The organism is Tistrella mobilis KA081020-065, from assembly GCF_000264455.2.
GTDB lineage: Bacteria > Pseudomonadota > Alphaproteobacteria > Tistrellales > Tistrellaceae > Tistrella > Tistrella mobilis.
In genome coordinates, this window is record NC_017956.1 from 2,877,027 (window position 1) to 2,891,385 (window position 14,359).

General features: G+C 68.4%; 14 protein-coding genes. All 14 read right to left on the minus strand.

The window, feature by feature from the left end:
- Positions 1 to 144 precede the first annotated feature (144 nt).
- Positions 145 to 1,584 (minus strand): FAD-binding oxidoreductase, encoded by a 1,440-nt coding sequence (locus TMO_RS13080; RefSeq protein WP_014746112.1) that lies wholly within the window; start codon positions 1,582 to 1,584, stop codon positions 145 to 147.
- 211 nt (positions 1,585 to 1,795) lie between these two features.
- The gene (locus TMO_RS13085; protein ID WP_014746113.1) at positions 1,796 to 3,778 is read right to left on the minus strand and encodes an acetyl/propionyl/methylcrotonyl-CoA carboxylase subunit alpha; all 1,983 of its coding nucleotides are present in this window, start codon (positions 3,776 to 3,778) and stop codon (positions 1,796 to 1,798) included.
- A 22-nt stretch (positions 3,779 to 3,800) separates the two neighbouring features.
- Entirely contained in the window at positions 3,801 to 4,067 is a 267-nt protein-coding gene (locus TMO_RS13090; RefSeq protein WP_014746114.1) for a hypothetical protein, read from the minus strand.
- 40 nt (positions 4,068 to 4,107) lie between these two features.
- Positions 4,108 to 5,640, minus strand: a complete 1,533-nt coding sequence (locus TMO_RS13095) for an acyl-CoA carboxylase subunit beta (protein ID WP_014746115.1) — start codon at positions 5,638 to 5,640, stop codon at positions 4,108 to 4,110.
- 275 nt (positions 5,641 to 5,915) lie between these two features.
- Positions 5,916 to 6,653, minus strand: a complete 738-nt coding sequence (locus tag TMO_RS13100; protein ID WP_014746116.1) for an ATP12 family chaperone protein — start codon at positions 6,651 to 6,653, stop codon at positions 5,916 to 5,918.
- Positions 6,650 to 7,366, minus strand: coding sequence for an HAD-IA family hydrolase (locus tag TMO_RS13105; protein ID WP_014746117.1), 717 nt, complete (start codon positions 7,364 to 7,366; stop codon positions 6,650 to 6,652). The genes TMO_RS13100 and TMO_RS13105 overlap by 4 nt, the downstream gene beginning before the upstream one ends.
- On the minus strand, positions 7,363 to 8,343 hold the full coding sequence (locus tag TMO_RS13110; RefSeq protein ID WP_014746118.1) for an RluA family pseudouridine synthase: 981 nt from the start codon (positions 8,341 to 8,343) through the stop codon (positions 7,363 to 7,365). Before TMO_RS13110 ends, TMO_RS13105 begins: the two co-directional genes overlap by 4 nt.
- Positions 8,340 to 8,735, minus strand: coding sequence for a fluoride efflux transporter CrcB (gene crcB / locus TMO_RS13115; RefSeq protein ID WP_014746119.1), 396 nt, complete (start codon positions 8,733 to 8,735; stop codon positions 8,340 to 8,342). Before crcB ends, TMO_RS13110 begins: the two co-directional genes overlap by 4 nt.
- Entirely contained in the window at positions 8,732 to 10,069 is a 1,338-nt protein-coding gene (locus TMO_RS13120) for a replication-associated recombination protein A (RefSeq protein ID WP_014746120.1), read from the minus strand. The genes crcB and TMO_RS13120 overlap by 4 nt, the downstream gene beginning before the upstream one ends.
- A 60-nt stretch (positions 10,070 to 10,129) precedes the next feature.
- Positions 10,130 to 11,602 carry a DegQ family serine endoprotease gene (locus TMO_RS13125; RefSeq protein ID WP_014746121.1) on the minus strand — a complete coding sequence of 491 codons (1,473 nt, stop codon included), beginning with the start codon at positions 11,600 to 11,602 and terminating at the stop codon, positions 10,130 to 10,132.
- Between the two features lie 179 nt (positions 11,603 to 11,781).
- Entirely contained in the window at positions 11,782 to 12,201 is a 420-nt protein-coding gene (gene rplQ / locus TMO_RS13130) for a 50S ribosomal protein L17 (protein WP_014746122.1), read from the minus strand.
- 157 nt (positions 12,202 to 12,358) lie between these two features.
- The gene (locus TMO_RS13135) at positions 12,359 to 13,375 is read right to left on the minus strand and encodes a DNA-directed RNA polymerase subunit alpha (protein WP_014746123.1); all 1,017 of its coding nucleotides are present in this window, start codon (positions 13,373 to 13,375) and stop codon (positions 12,359 to 12,361) included.
- A 198-nt stretch (positions 13,376 to 13,573) separates the two neighbouring features.
- The gene (gene rpsK, locus TMO_RS13140) at positions 13,574 to 13,966 is read right to left on the minus strand and encodes a 30S ribosomal protein S11 (protein ID WP_014746124.1); all 393 of its coding nucleotides are present in this window, start codon (positions 13,964 to 13,966) and stop codon (positions 13,574 to 13,576) included.
- Between the two features lie 9 nt (positions 13,967 to 13,975).
- Positions 13,976 to 14,344: a 30S ribosomal protein S13 gene (rpsM, locus tag TMO_RS13145; RefSeq protein WP_014746125.1), complete on the minus strand. Its 369-nt coding sequence runs from the start codon at positions 14,342 to 14,344 to the stop codon at positions 13,976 to 13,978.
- Positions 14,345 to 14,359 lie beyond the last annotated feature (15 nt).

Genomic DNA, 14,359 nt, shown 5'->3' on the forward strand with positions numbered 1-14,359 from the left:
CGTGCCGGCGACAGGTGCCGGCGCATCCCGGGCCGCGGGGGCGGACATGTCCTCGTCAGGGGATCGATCGTCGGTCATGGCGCGTCCGTATGTGCCGTGGGCCTGCCTTAAGCCTAGCCCAGCCACCGGCTGCACGGAAGCGGTTCAGGGCAGCAGCCGGCCCGGATTCAGGATGCCGTGCGGGTCCAGCACCGCCTTCAGCATCTGCATGGTCCGGATCTCGGCGGCAGAGCGGTTGCGGTCCAGATAGGCCCGCTTCACCTGGCCGATGCCGTGTTCGGCGGAAATCGAGCCGCGATACTGGCCGACCAGGTCGAACACCGCCTCGTCGATTGGCGCCTGCAGGGCGCGGTAGCCCTCGGCCGACATGCCCTGCGGCGCCATCACGTTGACATGGACATTGCCGTCGGCGACATGGCCGAAATAGATCGGCCGCAGCCCGCGGGCGACCCGGGCCAGCGCCAGATCGCAATCGGCGATGAAATGGCCGATATCGCCCACCGCAAAGGTCAGGTCGTATTTGTGCACCGGCGCGGTGCGGCCCACCGCCTCGGGCACGCCTTCGCGCAGCAGCCAGAGCGCTTCGGCCTGGGCCTCGCTCTGGGCGATGATCGCATCGGCCACATGCTCGTCTTCGATCAGCCGGCCGATCACCGTCTCCAGCCGCTCGCGCTCGGCGGCGGCGGCGGCATCGTCGCTGCCCACCTCGATCAGCACCGCATAGGTGTGGGTGTCGGCAAAGGGGCTGCGGGCCCCGTCGAGCGCCGTGGCGACCAGCGTCACCGCATCGGCGCCGATCAGCTCCACGGAATTCAGCCGGCCCGGGAAGGTGCTGCGCACCGCCCCCAGCACCCGGGTCACGTCCTCGAAACGGTCGACCGCGACCATGGCGACGGCGCGCCCGGCTTCGGCCGGGTGCAGCTTCAGGCTGGCGGCGGTCACCACGCCCAGCGTGCCTTCGGCGCCGATGAAAACCTGCTTCAGGTCGTAGCCGGTATTGTTCTTGCGCAGCGTCGTCAGCCCGTCGAGCACCGTGCCGTCGGCCAACACCACTTCCAGCCCCAGCACCTGGTCGCGGATATGGCCGTAGCGCAGCACCTTCAGCCCGCCGGCATTGGTCGAGATGTTGCCGCCGATCCGGCAGGATCCCTTGGATCCCAGATCCAGCGCCAGCATCAGCCCCGCCTCGCGCGCCGCCGCCTGGGCGGTCTCCAGCACCACACCTGCATCCATGGTGATGCTGGCGCCCACGGTGTCGACCTCGCGGATGCGGGTCATCCGCTCGACGCTCAGCACGAAAGCGCCGGCGGCATCGGGCACCGAGCCGCCGACCAGGCCGGTATTGCCCGCCTGGGGCACCACGGCCAGGCGATGGGTGTTCAGATAGGACAGCAGCCGCGAGACGGCGGCGGTGTCGCGCGGGCGCAGCACCGCGAAGGCCCGCCCCTGGAACTTGCCCATCCAGTCGCGCTCATAGGCCGCCATCTGCGCCGGGTCCGTGATCAGACCGGCCGTATCGACCAGGCTGCCGAGCTGTTCGACATGGCGTTCCAGATCGGCGACGGACGGCGGACGACGGGTCATGCGGCACTCCGGTCGGACGGGATGGGATCTGTCGGGGATCTCTCAGGGCGAGAGTGGGGATGATTCTGTCGCCGGTTTGCGATCACGACAACGGCCATGGGCGGCGGGGCAGCCATGCACGGGCTGCGGTCCGGCCCCCTCTCAGACAGGAAAAACCCCGCCGGACACGCGGCCCGGCGGGGTTTCGAAGAGACGGCGGAGATGTCGGCGATCACTCGAATTCGATGATCACCTGATCGGCGGCGACGCTGGAACCGGCGCCGGCCTTGATCTCCTTCACCGTGCAATTGCGCTCGGCGCGCAGCACGTTTTCCATCTTCATGGCCTCGATCACCGCCAGCTCCTCGCCGGCCTGGACCTCCTGGCCCACCTCGACCGCAACCGACAGCACCAGGCCCGGCATCGGCGAGAGCAGGAACCGGCTCATGTCCGGGGCCTGCTTGACCGGCATCATCGCAGCATAGGCGGCACCCTTGCGGGTGTAGACCCGCGCCACCAGCACCGATCCGCCATGGGTCAGCTTCCAGCCCGCCGACACGCGCTCGATCTGCACCACCCGGGTCCGATCGTCGACGGTCGCCGACAGCAGCCGGTCGCCCAGCTTCCAGCTGCAGTCCAGCGTCACCGGCTTGCCGCCCATGTCGAGCACCAGCGCCGGCGCGTGCTGCACCACCTTCACCTCGACCTGCTCGTCGTCCAGCATGACCACCAACTCGTCGGGGACATGGTGAACATAGCCGCGCATCTGGCCGGTGATGCGGCCCTGGCGGGCACGGTCGGCCAGATCGGCCATCACGGCGATCGCCGCCAGCGCCCGGCGGGCCTCGGCGTCCAGCGGCGCACCGTGGAAGCCGTCGGGGTATTCCTCGGCGATGAAGCCGGTCGACAGCCGGCCTTCCAGGAAGCGCGGATGCTTCATCAGCGCGGTCAGGAAGGGGATGTTGTGGGTGATGCCGCGGATGTAATAGGCGTCGAGCGCATCGCTCATGCGCTCGGCCGCCTGGGCGCGGGTCTCGCCGTAGGTGACCAGCTTGGCGACCATCGGGTCGTAGAACATGCTGATCTCGGCGCCTTCATAGACGCCGCTGTCCACGCGCACGCCCGGGCCCTTGGGCTCGACATAGCGCGCCAGACGGCCGATCGACGGCAGGAAGCCGCGATACGGGTCCTCGGCATAGACGCGGGCTTCCATCGCCCAGCCGGTCAGGGTCACATCCGCCTGCGAGAACGGCAGATGCTCACCCGCCGCCACCCGGATCATCAGCTCGACCAGGTCGTAGCCGGTGATCAGCTCGGTCACCGGATGCTCGACCTGCAGGCGGGTGTTCATCTCAAGGAAGTAGAAGCTGCGATCGGGGCCGACGATGAACTCGACCGTGCCGGCCGAACGATAGTTCACCGCGCGCGCCAGCGCGACCGCCTGCTCGCCCATCGCCTTGCGGGTCGCCTCGTCCAGGAAGGGGCTCGGGGCCTCTTCGATCACCTTCTGGTGACGGCGCTGGATGGAGCATTCGCGCTCGCCCAGATAGCAGATGTTGCCATGGGCGTCGGCGATGATCTGGATCTCGATATGGCGCGGCTGCTCGATGAACTTCTCGATGAAGACGCGGTCGTCGCCGAAGCTCGACTTCGCTTCCGAGGTCGCCGAGCGGAAGCCTTCGCGGGCCTCCTTCGCGTCATGGGCCAGGCGCATGCCCTTGCCGCCGCCGCCGGCCGAGGCCTTGATCATGACCGGATAGCCGATCTCGTCGGCGATCTTCACCGCCTCGTCGGCGTCCTTGATCTCGCCCACATAGCCGGGGACGGTCGAGACACCGGCCTTCTTGGCCAGCTTCTTCGACTCGATCTTGTCGCCCATCGCATAGATGGCCTCGACATTCGGGCCGATGAAGGCGATGCCGGCGGCATCCAGCGCCTTGGCGAAGCTCTGGTTCTCGGACAGGAAGCCATAGCCCGGGTGCACCGCCTGGGCGCCGGTGGCCTTACAGGCCTCGACGATGCGGTCGGCGATCAGATAGCTCTGATTGCTGGGGCTCGGGCCGATATGCACGGCCTCGTCGGCCATGCGGACATGCAGCGCGTCGGCATCGGCATCCGAATACACCGCCACCGTCTTGATGCCCATACGGCGGGCAGTCCGGATCACCCGGCAGGCGATCTCGCCGCGATTGGCGATGAGGATCTTCTCGAACATGGGAGCGCGTCTCGACTGGAAATCAGGAAGAGGATGACGGCGGTTGCGGCGGTTCGGCCCCGCCTCCCGTCCGCCCCCGGCCCCACGACAGCACGCCGTAGGCCCAGAGACCGTGGAGGACCACCGCACCTGCCCAGATCGCGAGCGCGAAGCCGATCCGACCTTCGGGGTCGTCGATCTTCAGCAGCTGCGTCAGCAGGGCGATCAGGCCGTTCGCCGCCGCGAAGCCGAAGCCGTGGAGATAGAAGCCGGTCAGGCGCCGCGCGCGTCGTGCATGCGCCGCCTTCACCAGATCCGTCTCCTGCTCCGGCCCGCTCACGGCTGCCCGGTCACAGCGGAATGTTGCCGTGCTTCTTCCACGGCTTCTCGCGACGCTTGTTCCGCAGCATGTCCAGCGCGCCGCAGATGCGGGCGCGGGTGTTGTGCGGACGGATCACGTCGTCGATGAACCCGCGGGAGGCCGCGACGAAGGGATTGGCGAAGCGGCCGCGATATTCCTCGGTCCGCGCCGCGATCTTCTCCGCGTCGCCGATATCCTGGCGGAAGATGATCTCCACCGCGCCCTTGGGGCCCATGACCGCGATCTCGGCCGAGGGCCAGGCATAGTTCACGTCGCCGCGCAGATGCTTGGAGCTCATCACGTCATAGGCGCCGCCATAGGCCTTGCGCGTGATGACGGTGACTTTCGGCACCGTCGCCTCGGCATAGGCATAAAGCAGCTTGGCGCCGTGCTTGATGATGCCGCCGAATTCCTGGCTGGTGCCCGGCAGGAAGCCCGGCACGTCCACGAAGGTGACGATCGGGATGTTGAAGCAGTCGCAGAACCGCACGAAGCGGGCGGCCTTGCGCGAGCTGTCGATGTCCAGGCAGCCGGCCAGGACCATCGGCTGGTTGGCGACGATGCCGACGGTCTGGCCGTCCATGCGCGCGAAGCCGACCAGGATGTTCTTGGCGAACTCGGGCTGGATCTCGAAGAAGTCGCCCTCGTCGACCACCTTCTCGATCAGCTCCTTCATGTCGTAGGGCTTGTTCGGGTTCGGCGGAACCAGGGTGTCGAGCGACGGCTCCTGACGCGCGACCGGGTCCTGCGTCTCGCGCAGCGGCGCCGGCTCGCGGTTCGACAGCGGCAGGAAGTCGAAGAAGCGGCGCAGCTGCAGCAGCGCGTCGACATCGTTCTCGAAGGCGACGTCCGCAACCGAAGACTTCGTGGTATGCGTGACCGCACCACCCAGTTCCTCGGCCGTCACCACCTCGTGGGTCACGGTCTTCACGACGTCCGGACCCGTCACGAACATGTAGGACGTGTCCTTCACCATGAAGATGAAGTCGGTCATGGCGGGTGAGTACACCGCACCACCGGCGCAGGGACCCATGATCATCGAGATCTGCGGCACCACGCCCGAGGCTTCGACATTGCGCAGGAACACGTCGGCATAGCCTGCGAGCGAGGCCACGCCTTCCTGGATGCGGGCGCCGCCCGAATCGTTGAGCCCGATGACCGGGGCGCCGACCTGAACCGCCTGGTCCATGATCTTGCAGATCTTCTCTGCATGCGCTTCCGACAGCGCGCCGCCGAACACGGTGAAGTCCTGGCTGAACACGAAGACCAGGCGGCCGTTGATCGTGCCGCGGCCGGTGACGACGCCGTCGCCCGGGATCTTGGTGTTTTCCATCCCGAATTCGGTGCAGCGGTGTTCGACGAACATGTCGTATTCTTCGAACGACCCGGCATCGAGCAGCAGTTCGATGCGCTCGCGGGCAGTCAGCTTGCCCTTGGCATGCTGGGCGTCGATACGGCGCTCGCCGCCGCCCATCCGGGCAGCCTGACGACGCTTCTCAAGCTCTTCGAGTATCGCCTGCATCTCCGGTCTTCTTCATCCTCGAATGGTAGGGCGCCGTCCGCGGACGGCCCCCCCGGACCGGATGCGGCACGCAAAGCGCCTTACACGGCGTTTCCTTGTTCGCCTGTGCTGATAGCATGACGAACCCGGCTGCGCCACATCCTTTGCCGTGAACAGGGCTTTTGCGGCAAGGCTTTGGCAAATTCTTGCCGCATATGCGAAAGGTGTGCGACATCGCACGCCCGGTTGCGCAACTTTGCGCAACGGCCATCTGCAGCTGCGGAATTAGACCGACCCTACCCTGCGTTGAGCGCGTCGCGGATCCGTGCCAGATCATCCAGGTCGCGGCGGAGCAGCGCGAGGCGCTCGGCCTGCTCGGCATCCTCGCCCCAGCGGGCGATCTGGAAATGTTCGTCGGCGAAGGCGGCATCATATGCCGTCGCGGGATCGATTCCCGCCTCGGCCAGCGCCAGGCCGATCACCACCGATCCGGCGGTGGTCACCGCGCCATGCAGCACCGCCAGTCGCCAGGGGTCGGCGGCCTCGATCGCGCGCGTCAGCCTTTCCACCGTCGCGGGTGGCTGGTCCACGGCCAGAAGGCCGGTGGTGGTCACCAGATGGATATCGTAGCGGGTGCGGGCCCAGTCCACCAGGGGATCCCAGTGCCGGGCCTGAAGGGCCGCCAGTTCCTTCGGATTGTCGGCGCGATAGCACACCAGATCCGTACCGATATAGCCGGCAAGCTCGGCCGCGATCTGCGCCCGGTGCGGCACCACCCGGTCGATCACCACATTGGCGAGCTTCGTCGCCGGCATGGTCTCGGGCGCGATATGGGTCTCCTGCGCCGCCCATTCATCGGCAATCAGCTGGGCCAGCGCCCGGCCGGGCACCACCAGCGGTGCCTTGGCCGGGGTGCGCAGGCCGCGGCCGTCGAGCAGAACGGCCCAGCCGCCGCCCGCGGCCCCCTCCCCTGCCGATGGTGCGGCCTCGGCCGCCTTGTAGAAACGCTTGCGGCGCGTGACGGCGTCGCTCATGCCCCGATCCTCCGTTCCGGCGCAAGCGGCGCCCCGATCAGGGTCGCGATCGCGGCATCCAGCTCGGCCGCCGCCGTCACCACCAGATCGGCCCCCGCATCCAGCAGGTCCTGATGGGCATGGCAGCCCCAGGCCACCCCGATTGCCCTGGCACCCGCCGCCCGCGCCATTTCCATGTCGTAGCTGGTATCGCCGATCAGCACGCTGCGCGCCGGATCGGCCCCGGTTTCGTCCATCGCAGCCAGCATCATCGCCGGATGCGGCTTGCTCGGATGGGTGTCGGCGGTCTGTATGGTCACGAACAGCCGCTCGAAGCCGAAGCGGGCCACCGTGCGCTCCACGCCGCGGATCGATTTGCCGGTCGCCATGCCCAGCACATAGCCCGCCCCGTCGAGCCGCTTCAGCGCCGCCTCCACGCCATCGAACAGCCGCTCGTCGCCCATCAGCCCGGCCGCCAGCCGGCGGCGATAGGCATCGCGATAGCCCCGGGCCAGATCATGGCAGGCAAGATCGTCCAGATGCGGCAGCAGCCGGCCGATCGCGATCGGCAGCGACAGGCCGATGATCTGCGCCACCTCGGCCGGTGTCGGGGCTGCAATGCCGGCGGCGAGGAAGCAATCCGCCATGGTGTCGGCGATATGCCCGGCGCTGTCGACCAGCGTGCCGTCGCAGTCGAACACCACCAGCCCGATCCCGTCCGCCGTCATCGTCATCCATCCATCTCCGGATCAAAGCCCAGCCGGTCGAAACTCTGTGCCATATGGGGCGGAATGGCGGCGCGCACCGAAATCCGCCGCCCGTCCGGCCCGTCCAGGGTCAGGCGCCGTGCATGCAGATGCAGCCGCCGCGGCAACCCCTGCCCCCGCAGATCCACCGCCTGTCCGCCATATTTCAGGTCGCCCACGATCGGCGTGCCGATCGCCGCCAGATGGGCGCGGATCTGATGGGTGCGGCCGGTCAGCGGCTTCAGCGCCACCAGGGCGCAGGGTCCGCCCGCCGCCAGCACCTCGTATTCGGTGACCGCCGTCTGGCCGTCGCCCTCGTCCACCGCCACCATGCGTTCGCCGCCGCGTTCCACCTGGCGCTTGGCCAGCGGCAGGTCGATCACGCCCCGCGCCGGCCGCGGCACGCCCAGCGTCACCGCCCAGTAGATCTTGGTGGTGGTGCGCTCGCGGAAGGCCCGGGTCGCCCAGGCGGCGGCGCGGGCATTGCGCGCCAGTGCCAGCACGCCCGAGGTGTCGCGATCCAGCCGGTGCACCAGCCGCGGCCGCTCGTCGTCCGGGTGGCGCTTCAGCGCATCCAGCATACCGTCCAGATGCCGGTCGGTGCCGCTGCCGCCCTGCACCGCCAGCCCCGAGGGCTTGTCGATCAGGATCAGGTCGGCGGTTTCCAGCAGCACCCGCCCGCGCAGGAAATCCGCCTCCTCGGCCGTGGTCTGGCGGGCCCCGACCCGGCCCTCGGCCTTTGCCTCCAGCATCGGCAGGGCCGGCGGCGGCAGGCGGACCACGGCACCGGCCGTCAGCCGCTGATCGGCCTTGGCGCGTTTGCCGTCCACCCGCACCTGGCCGGTGCGGGCCCAGCGCTGGGCCTCGCCGAAACTCAGCGCCGGCAGGTGTTTGCGCAGCCAGCGGTCCAGCCGCTGGCCGTCCTCGTCGGGCCCGACTTCCCTATGCAGCGGATCGACGCTCATCCGGCGATCATCCTGACGGTCGCAAGCCCGGCCAGCAGGGCAAGCGCGCCCGCCACCACCGATCCCAGCACGTAAAGCGCCGCGGCCATGGTTTCGCCGCGCTGCCAGAGCGAGACCGCATCCAGCGAGAAGGTCGAAAAGGTCGTGAACGCCCCCAGAAATCCGGTCGCGATCAGGGTGCGGGCATGGGGGAACATCGGCAGGCCATGGGCGGCGGCGCCGGCGATCGCGCCCATCAGGAACGAGCCCAGGATGTTCACGATCACCGTGCCCCAGGGGAAGCCCAGGCCGAAGGCCGCCGCACTCCAGGTGTTGACGCCGTGACGGGCCAGCGCGCCCGCGGCCCCGCCGATGGCGATCACCGCCAGCGTCGCCGGTGCGAATGCGGTCATGCCTCTCCCTCTTCGTCCCTGGATCTGCGGGCGGCGGCCCGCATCTCCGCCTGGCGCTCGGCTCTCAGCTTCGACCAATATTCCAGCCGCTTGGCGATGTCACGCTCGAACCCCCGCGGCCGGGGCTCATAGATCACCCGCGCGCCCATGCCCTCGGGCCAGTAGTCGCGGCCTGAAAACGCGTCCGGCGCGTCATGGTCGTAGTCATAGCCATGGCCATAGCCCAGCTGCTTCATCAGTTTGGTCGGCGCGTTCAGGATGTGCATCGGCGGCATCAGCGAACCGGTTTCCTTGGCCAGCCGGCGCGCGGTCTTGTAGGCCATATAGACCCCGTTCGACTTGGGCGCGGTCGCAAGATAGACGACCGCCTGGGCAATGGCGAGTTCGCCCTCGGGGCTGCCCAGGGTCTCGTAGGCGCGCTGGGCCGCCAGCGCCTGTTCCACCGCGCGCGGATCGGCCATGCCGATATCCTCGACCGCGAAGCGGATCAGCCGGCGGACGACATAGAGCGGATCCTCGCCGCCATCCAGCATGCGCGCGAACCAGTAGAGCGCCGCATCGACATCCGATCCGCGCAGCGATTTGTGCAGCGCGCTGATCAGGTTGTAATGGCCTTCCTGCGCCTTGTCGTAGAGCGGCAGCCGGCGCTGCAGCAGCTGGCCCAGCCGCACCGTATCCAGCCGCTCGCCCTCGGGCAGGGCATAGAGCGTGTCGGCCAGGTTCAGCAGAAAGCGGCCGTCGCCGTCGGCCATGCCGACCAGCACGGCCCGGGCCTCGTCGTCCACCGGCAGCGGCCGGCCTTCCGCCGCCTCGGCGCGGATCAGAAGCTCGCCCAGCGCCGCCTCGTCCAGCCGCCGCAGCACCAGAACCTGGGTGCGCGACAACAGCGCGCCGTTCAGTTCGAAAGACGGGTTCTCGGTCGTAGCACCGATCAGCGTGACCGTCCCATCCTCCACATAGGGCAGGAAACTGTCCTGCTGGGCGCGGTTGAAGCGGTGGATCTCGTCGACGAACAGCAGGGTCTGGCGGCCGGTATCGCGCAGCGCCGCCGCCTCGGCAAAGGCCTTGCGCAGATCGGCGACGGTCGAGAACACGGCCGAAAGTGCCGCGAAGCGCATGCCGGTCGCCTCGGCCAGCAGCCGCGCCAGCGTGGTCTTGCCGGTGCCCGGCGGCCCCCACAGGATCAGCGAGGCCAGCCGCTTCGCCTGGACCATCCGGGTCACCGGCCCGTCGGGGCCGAACAGATGGTCCTGGCCAACGATCTCGCCGATCCGGCCCGGACGGAGCCGGTCGGCAAGCGGACGTGGGGCGGCGGCATCGAACAGCGTGGCCATGGGGGTCGGGCGGGCTCCGGGGGGCTGACGTAAGGGCAGAGAGCGCGGGAGGGCCCGCGATCAGCCCATCAGATCCAAGGTGAGTTCGCGGCCCTCGCGGCGCAAGGTCAGCTGCCAGCGGCGCTGGCCCTGCATCTGCTTCAGGGTCGTCTCGACATCGGCGGTACGCGACAGGCGCTTGCCGTTCACCGCCAGCACCATGTCGCCGGGCTTGAGGCCGATCGAGGCCGCGGCGGAATTGCGGGTGATGTCGACCACGATCACCCCTTCCTCGAAGCCGTCGATCCCCAGCTCCTCGGCCAGGGCGGGCGAGAGATTGGCGATCCGCGCGCCGGCAAGCGGGTTGCTGCCGGTGATCTCGCGCTCGTCGCGGGCCACCGTCTCGGGTGCGGCGACCAGCGGCAGCGACACGGTCTGCCGGCGGCCCTCGCGCCAGATGGTGACCGCGGTCTCGCCGCCGATCCCGGCGGCCGCCAGACGGAAGCGCAGTGCCCGCGGGTCGTCGACCGGCTTGCCGCCGATCTCCAGGATCACGTCACCCCGCTTCAGCACACCCTTGGCGGGACCTTCGGGATGTACGTCGCTCACCAGCACGCCGGTGGGCCGCGGCATGCCCAGGCTTTCGGCGATCTCCTGCGTCACCGGCTGGCCGCGGGCGCCGAGCCAGGCGCGCGCCACCGGCCGGCCCTCGATCGCCGCCTGCACCACCGTTTTCACCAGGGTGGCGGGGATCGCAAAGCCGATGCCGTTGGAGCCGCCGGAGCGGCTGAAGATCGCGGTGTTCACGCCGATCAGCTCGCCGTTCACCGTCACCAGTGCGCCGCCCGAATTGCCGGGGTTGATCGCCGCATCGGTCTGGATGAAGGACTGGAAGTCCGAGACCCCGACCATGGTGCGGGCAAGCGCCGAGACGATGCCGCTGGTCACCGTCTGCCCCACCCCGAAGGGATTTCCGATCGCCAGCACCAGATCGCCGACCTCGATCGAGTCGCTGTCGCCGAAGCTCAGCGCCGGCAGGGTCTGGCCCTCGGTGTCGATCTTCAGCACCGCCAGATCGGTCTGCGGGTCCAGCCGCACCACCTCGGCCGCGAATTCGCGGCGGTCGTTCAGCACCACGGTGATCTGGTCGGCGCCGTCGATCACATGGTTGTTGGTGACGATATAGCCGCGGCCGTCGACGATGACGCCCGATCCGAGCGCGTTCTGCACCCGCTCCGACGGCTTGCCGATGCCCATCCGGTCGCCGAAGAAGCGGCGGAAGAACGGGTCGTCGAAGAACGGAGAGCGCTGCTGCACCACCACCGTGCGGCGGGTGTAGATGTTCACCACCGCCGGCGCCGCCTGACGCACCACGGGCGCGAAGGACAGCTGCATTTCGCTCCGGCTTTCCGGCACCCGCCGTTCGGCATCGGCCGCCACCGCCGGCGGCACCTGCAATGCCGCCAGGGCCAGCACCAGCGCCAGCATCCTCGACCGCAGGCCGCCGCGGATCGCCGCGGCCAGGTCTGCATCCCGTTCAGGCAGTCGGTTCATCACTCTCATTCCCGCCCGGTTGTCTCGTCCAGGTCCGACAGCATAGTCCCCGCCGCCCGGACCACAAGTGACCAGAGCCACGCACGCGCCCCGAACGCAGAACGGGCGGTGCGCCTTGCGGCACACCGCCCGTTCCCAAGGGTCCCGTCGCGATGCCGATACCGGCACCGCCGCCCGGATCAATCCTCGGCGCCGTCCTCGGCAACCTGCTTCGGGCCCGAATCCTGGCCCTTGGCGGCAAGGTTGCGGTCGACCAGCTCGATGATCGCCATCGGGGCCGCATCGCCATAGCGGAAGCCGGCCTTCAGCACGCGGGTATAACCGCCAGCGCGGGCCTGGTAGCGCTCGGCCAGCTCGCCGAACAGCTTCTGCACGATCACGCCGTCGGGCAGGCGCGAGGCGGCCTGACGGCGGGCGTGGAGGTCGCCGCGCTTGCCGAGGGTGATCAGGCGCTCCACCACCGGGCGCAGTTCCTTCGCCTTCGGCAGCGTGGTCTTGATCTGCTCGTGCTTCAGCAGCGCGACCGCCATGTTGGCGAGCATCGCCTTGCGGTGGGCGGTGGTGCGGTTCAGCTTGCGCTGGTTCATGCCATGACGCATGAGGGGAACTCCTGCCTTGGCATCATCCGCATGCGGGGGCCATCCGCGGTGCGGGGCCCGGTCTCCGGGCCTTGATGCTGTTCTGACGGGGCGGACGTGCGCAGGCACTACCCGCCCCCTGGGATGTCGTCCGGTGCCGCGAGGCGCCCGAAGAGGCTCAGTACGGCTCTTCGAGCTTCTTCGCCAGCTCTTCGATGTTCTCCGGTGGCCAGTTGCTGATCTGCATGCCGAGCTTCAGACCCATGGAGGACAGAACCTCCTTGATCTCGTTCAGCGACTTGCGACCAAAATTCGGCGTCCGGAGCATCTCGGCCTCGGTCTTCTGGACCAGGTCGCCGATGTAGACGATGTTGTCGTTCTTCAGGCAATTCGCCGAACGCACCGACAGCTCCAGTTCCTCGACCTTGCGGAGGAGGTTGGGGTTGAACGGCAGCTCGTCCTGCTCCTCGCGCTCCGTCGGCATTTCCGGCTCTTCGAAGTTGATGAAGAGCTGGAACTGGTCCTGCAGGATGCGCGCGGCCAGCGCGATCGAGTCTTCCGGCGTGATGGCGCCGTTGGTCTCGACATAGAGCGAGAGACGGTCATAGTCGGTGTACGAACCGACGCGGCTGTTCTCGACCTTGTACGAGACCTTCTTGATCGGGCTGAACAGGGCATCGACCGGGATCAGGCCGATCGGCGCGTCCTCGGGCCGGTTGGCCGAGGCCGGGACATAGCCCTTACCCGTGTTGACGACGAATTCCATGTTCAGCACCGCGCCCTCGTCGAGGGTGCAGAGCACCAGATCCGGATCCAGGATCCCGATATCGGGCCCGGTCTGGATCATCGACGCCTTCACCTCGCAGGGGCCGGTCGCCTTCAGCGTCATCCGCTTCGGGCCGTCGGCATGCATGGTCAGCGACATGGTCTTCACGTTCAGCACGATGTCGGTCACGTCCTCGCGCACGCCGGGGACGGACGAGAACTCGTGCAGAACGCCGTCGATCTTGATGGCGGTCACAGCGGCGCCCTGGAGCGACGACAGCAGCACCCGGCGGAGGGCATTGCCGAGCGTCATGCCGAAGCCGCGCTCAAGCGGCTCGGCAACCACGGTCGCCTGACGGGCCGGATTGGCGCCGGGCTCGATTTCGAGCTTGTTCGGCTTAATCAGGTCCTGCCAATTCTTATGGATCACGTGAACGACCTCTCGTTGCTCGCGCCGCAAGTGGTGGATGCCGGTCGTTGCGGGGATCCGGCGTTGCGGTGATACGGCGGGCATATGGCACCCGCCGTGCCGGTGACGCGGAACCAGACAGGCTTACGCCGGCCGGTGCGCGCCCCGCTCATCGGGGCTGGCGCGTCCGACCGGCGGGGGCGCGTGCGGTCCTGGACGTCAGACGCGGCGCCGCTTGGGCGGGCGGCAGCCGTTGTGCGGGATGGGGGTCACGTCGCGGATCGACGTGATCGCGAAGCCGGCCGCCTGAAGGGCGCGCAGAGCCGACTCGCGGCCCGAACCCGGGCCCTTCACCTCGACGTCGAGGGTGCGCATGCCGTGCTCGGCGGCCTTGCGGCCGGCGTCTTCGGCAGCGACCTGCGCCGCATAGGGGGTCGACTTGCGCGAGCCCTTAAAGCCCATGGTCCCCGACGACGACCAGGAGATGGTGTTCCCCTGAACGTCGGTGATGGTGATCATGGTGTTGTTGAAGCTCGCGTTCACGTGCGCGACGCCGGAGGTGATGTTCTTCCGGTCGCGGCGGCGCAGACGCGCACCCGTATCCTTAGCCATGGTGCGTCCTTACTTCTTCTTGCCCGCAATCGGCTTCGCCGGGCCCTTGCGGGTCCGCGCGTTGGTGTGGGTGCGCTGGCCGCGCACCGGCAGGCCGCGACGATGGCGCAGGCCGCGATAGCAGCCGAGGTCCATCAGGCGCTTGATGTTCATCGCGACTTCGCGGCGGAGGTCACCCTCGACCGTATAGTCGCTGTCGATCACTTCACGGATGCGGATAACATCGGCATCCGACAGCTCGTTCACACGCCGCTCGGCGGGGATACCGACCTTGCCGCAGATCTCCTGCGACTTCGCCCGGCCGATGCCGTGAATGTAGGTCAGCGCGATCTCGACTCGCTTCGCGGTCGGGATATTCACACCTGCAATACGCGCCACGCTTGATTCTCCTTC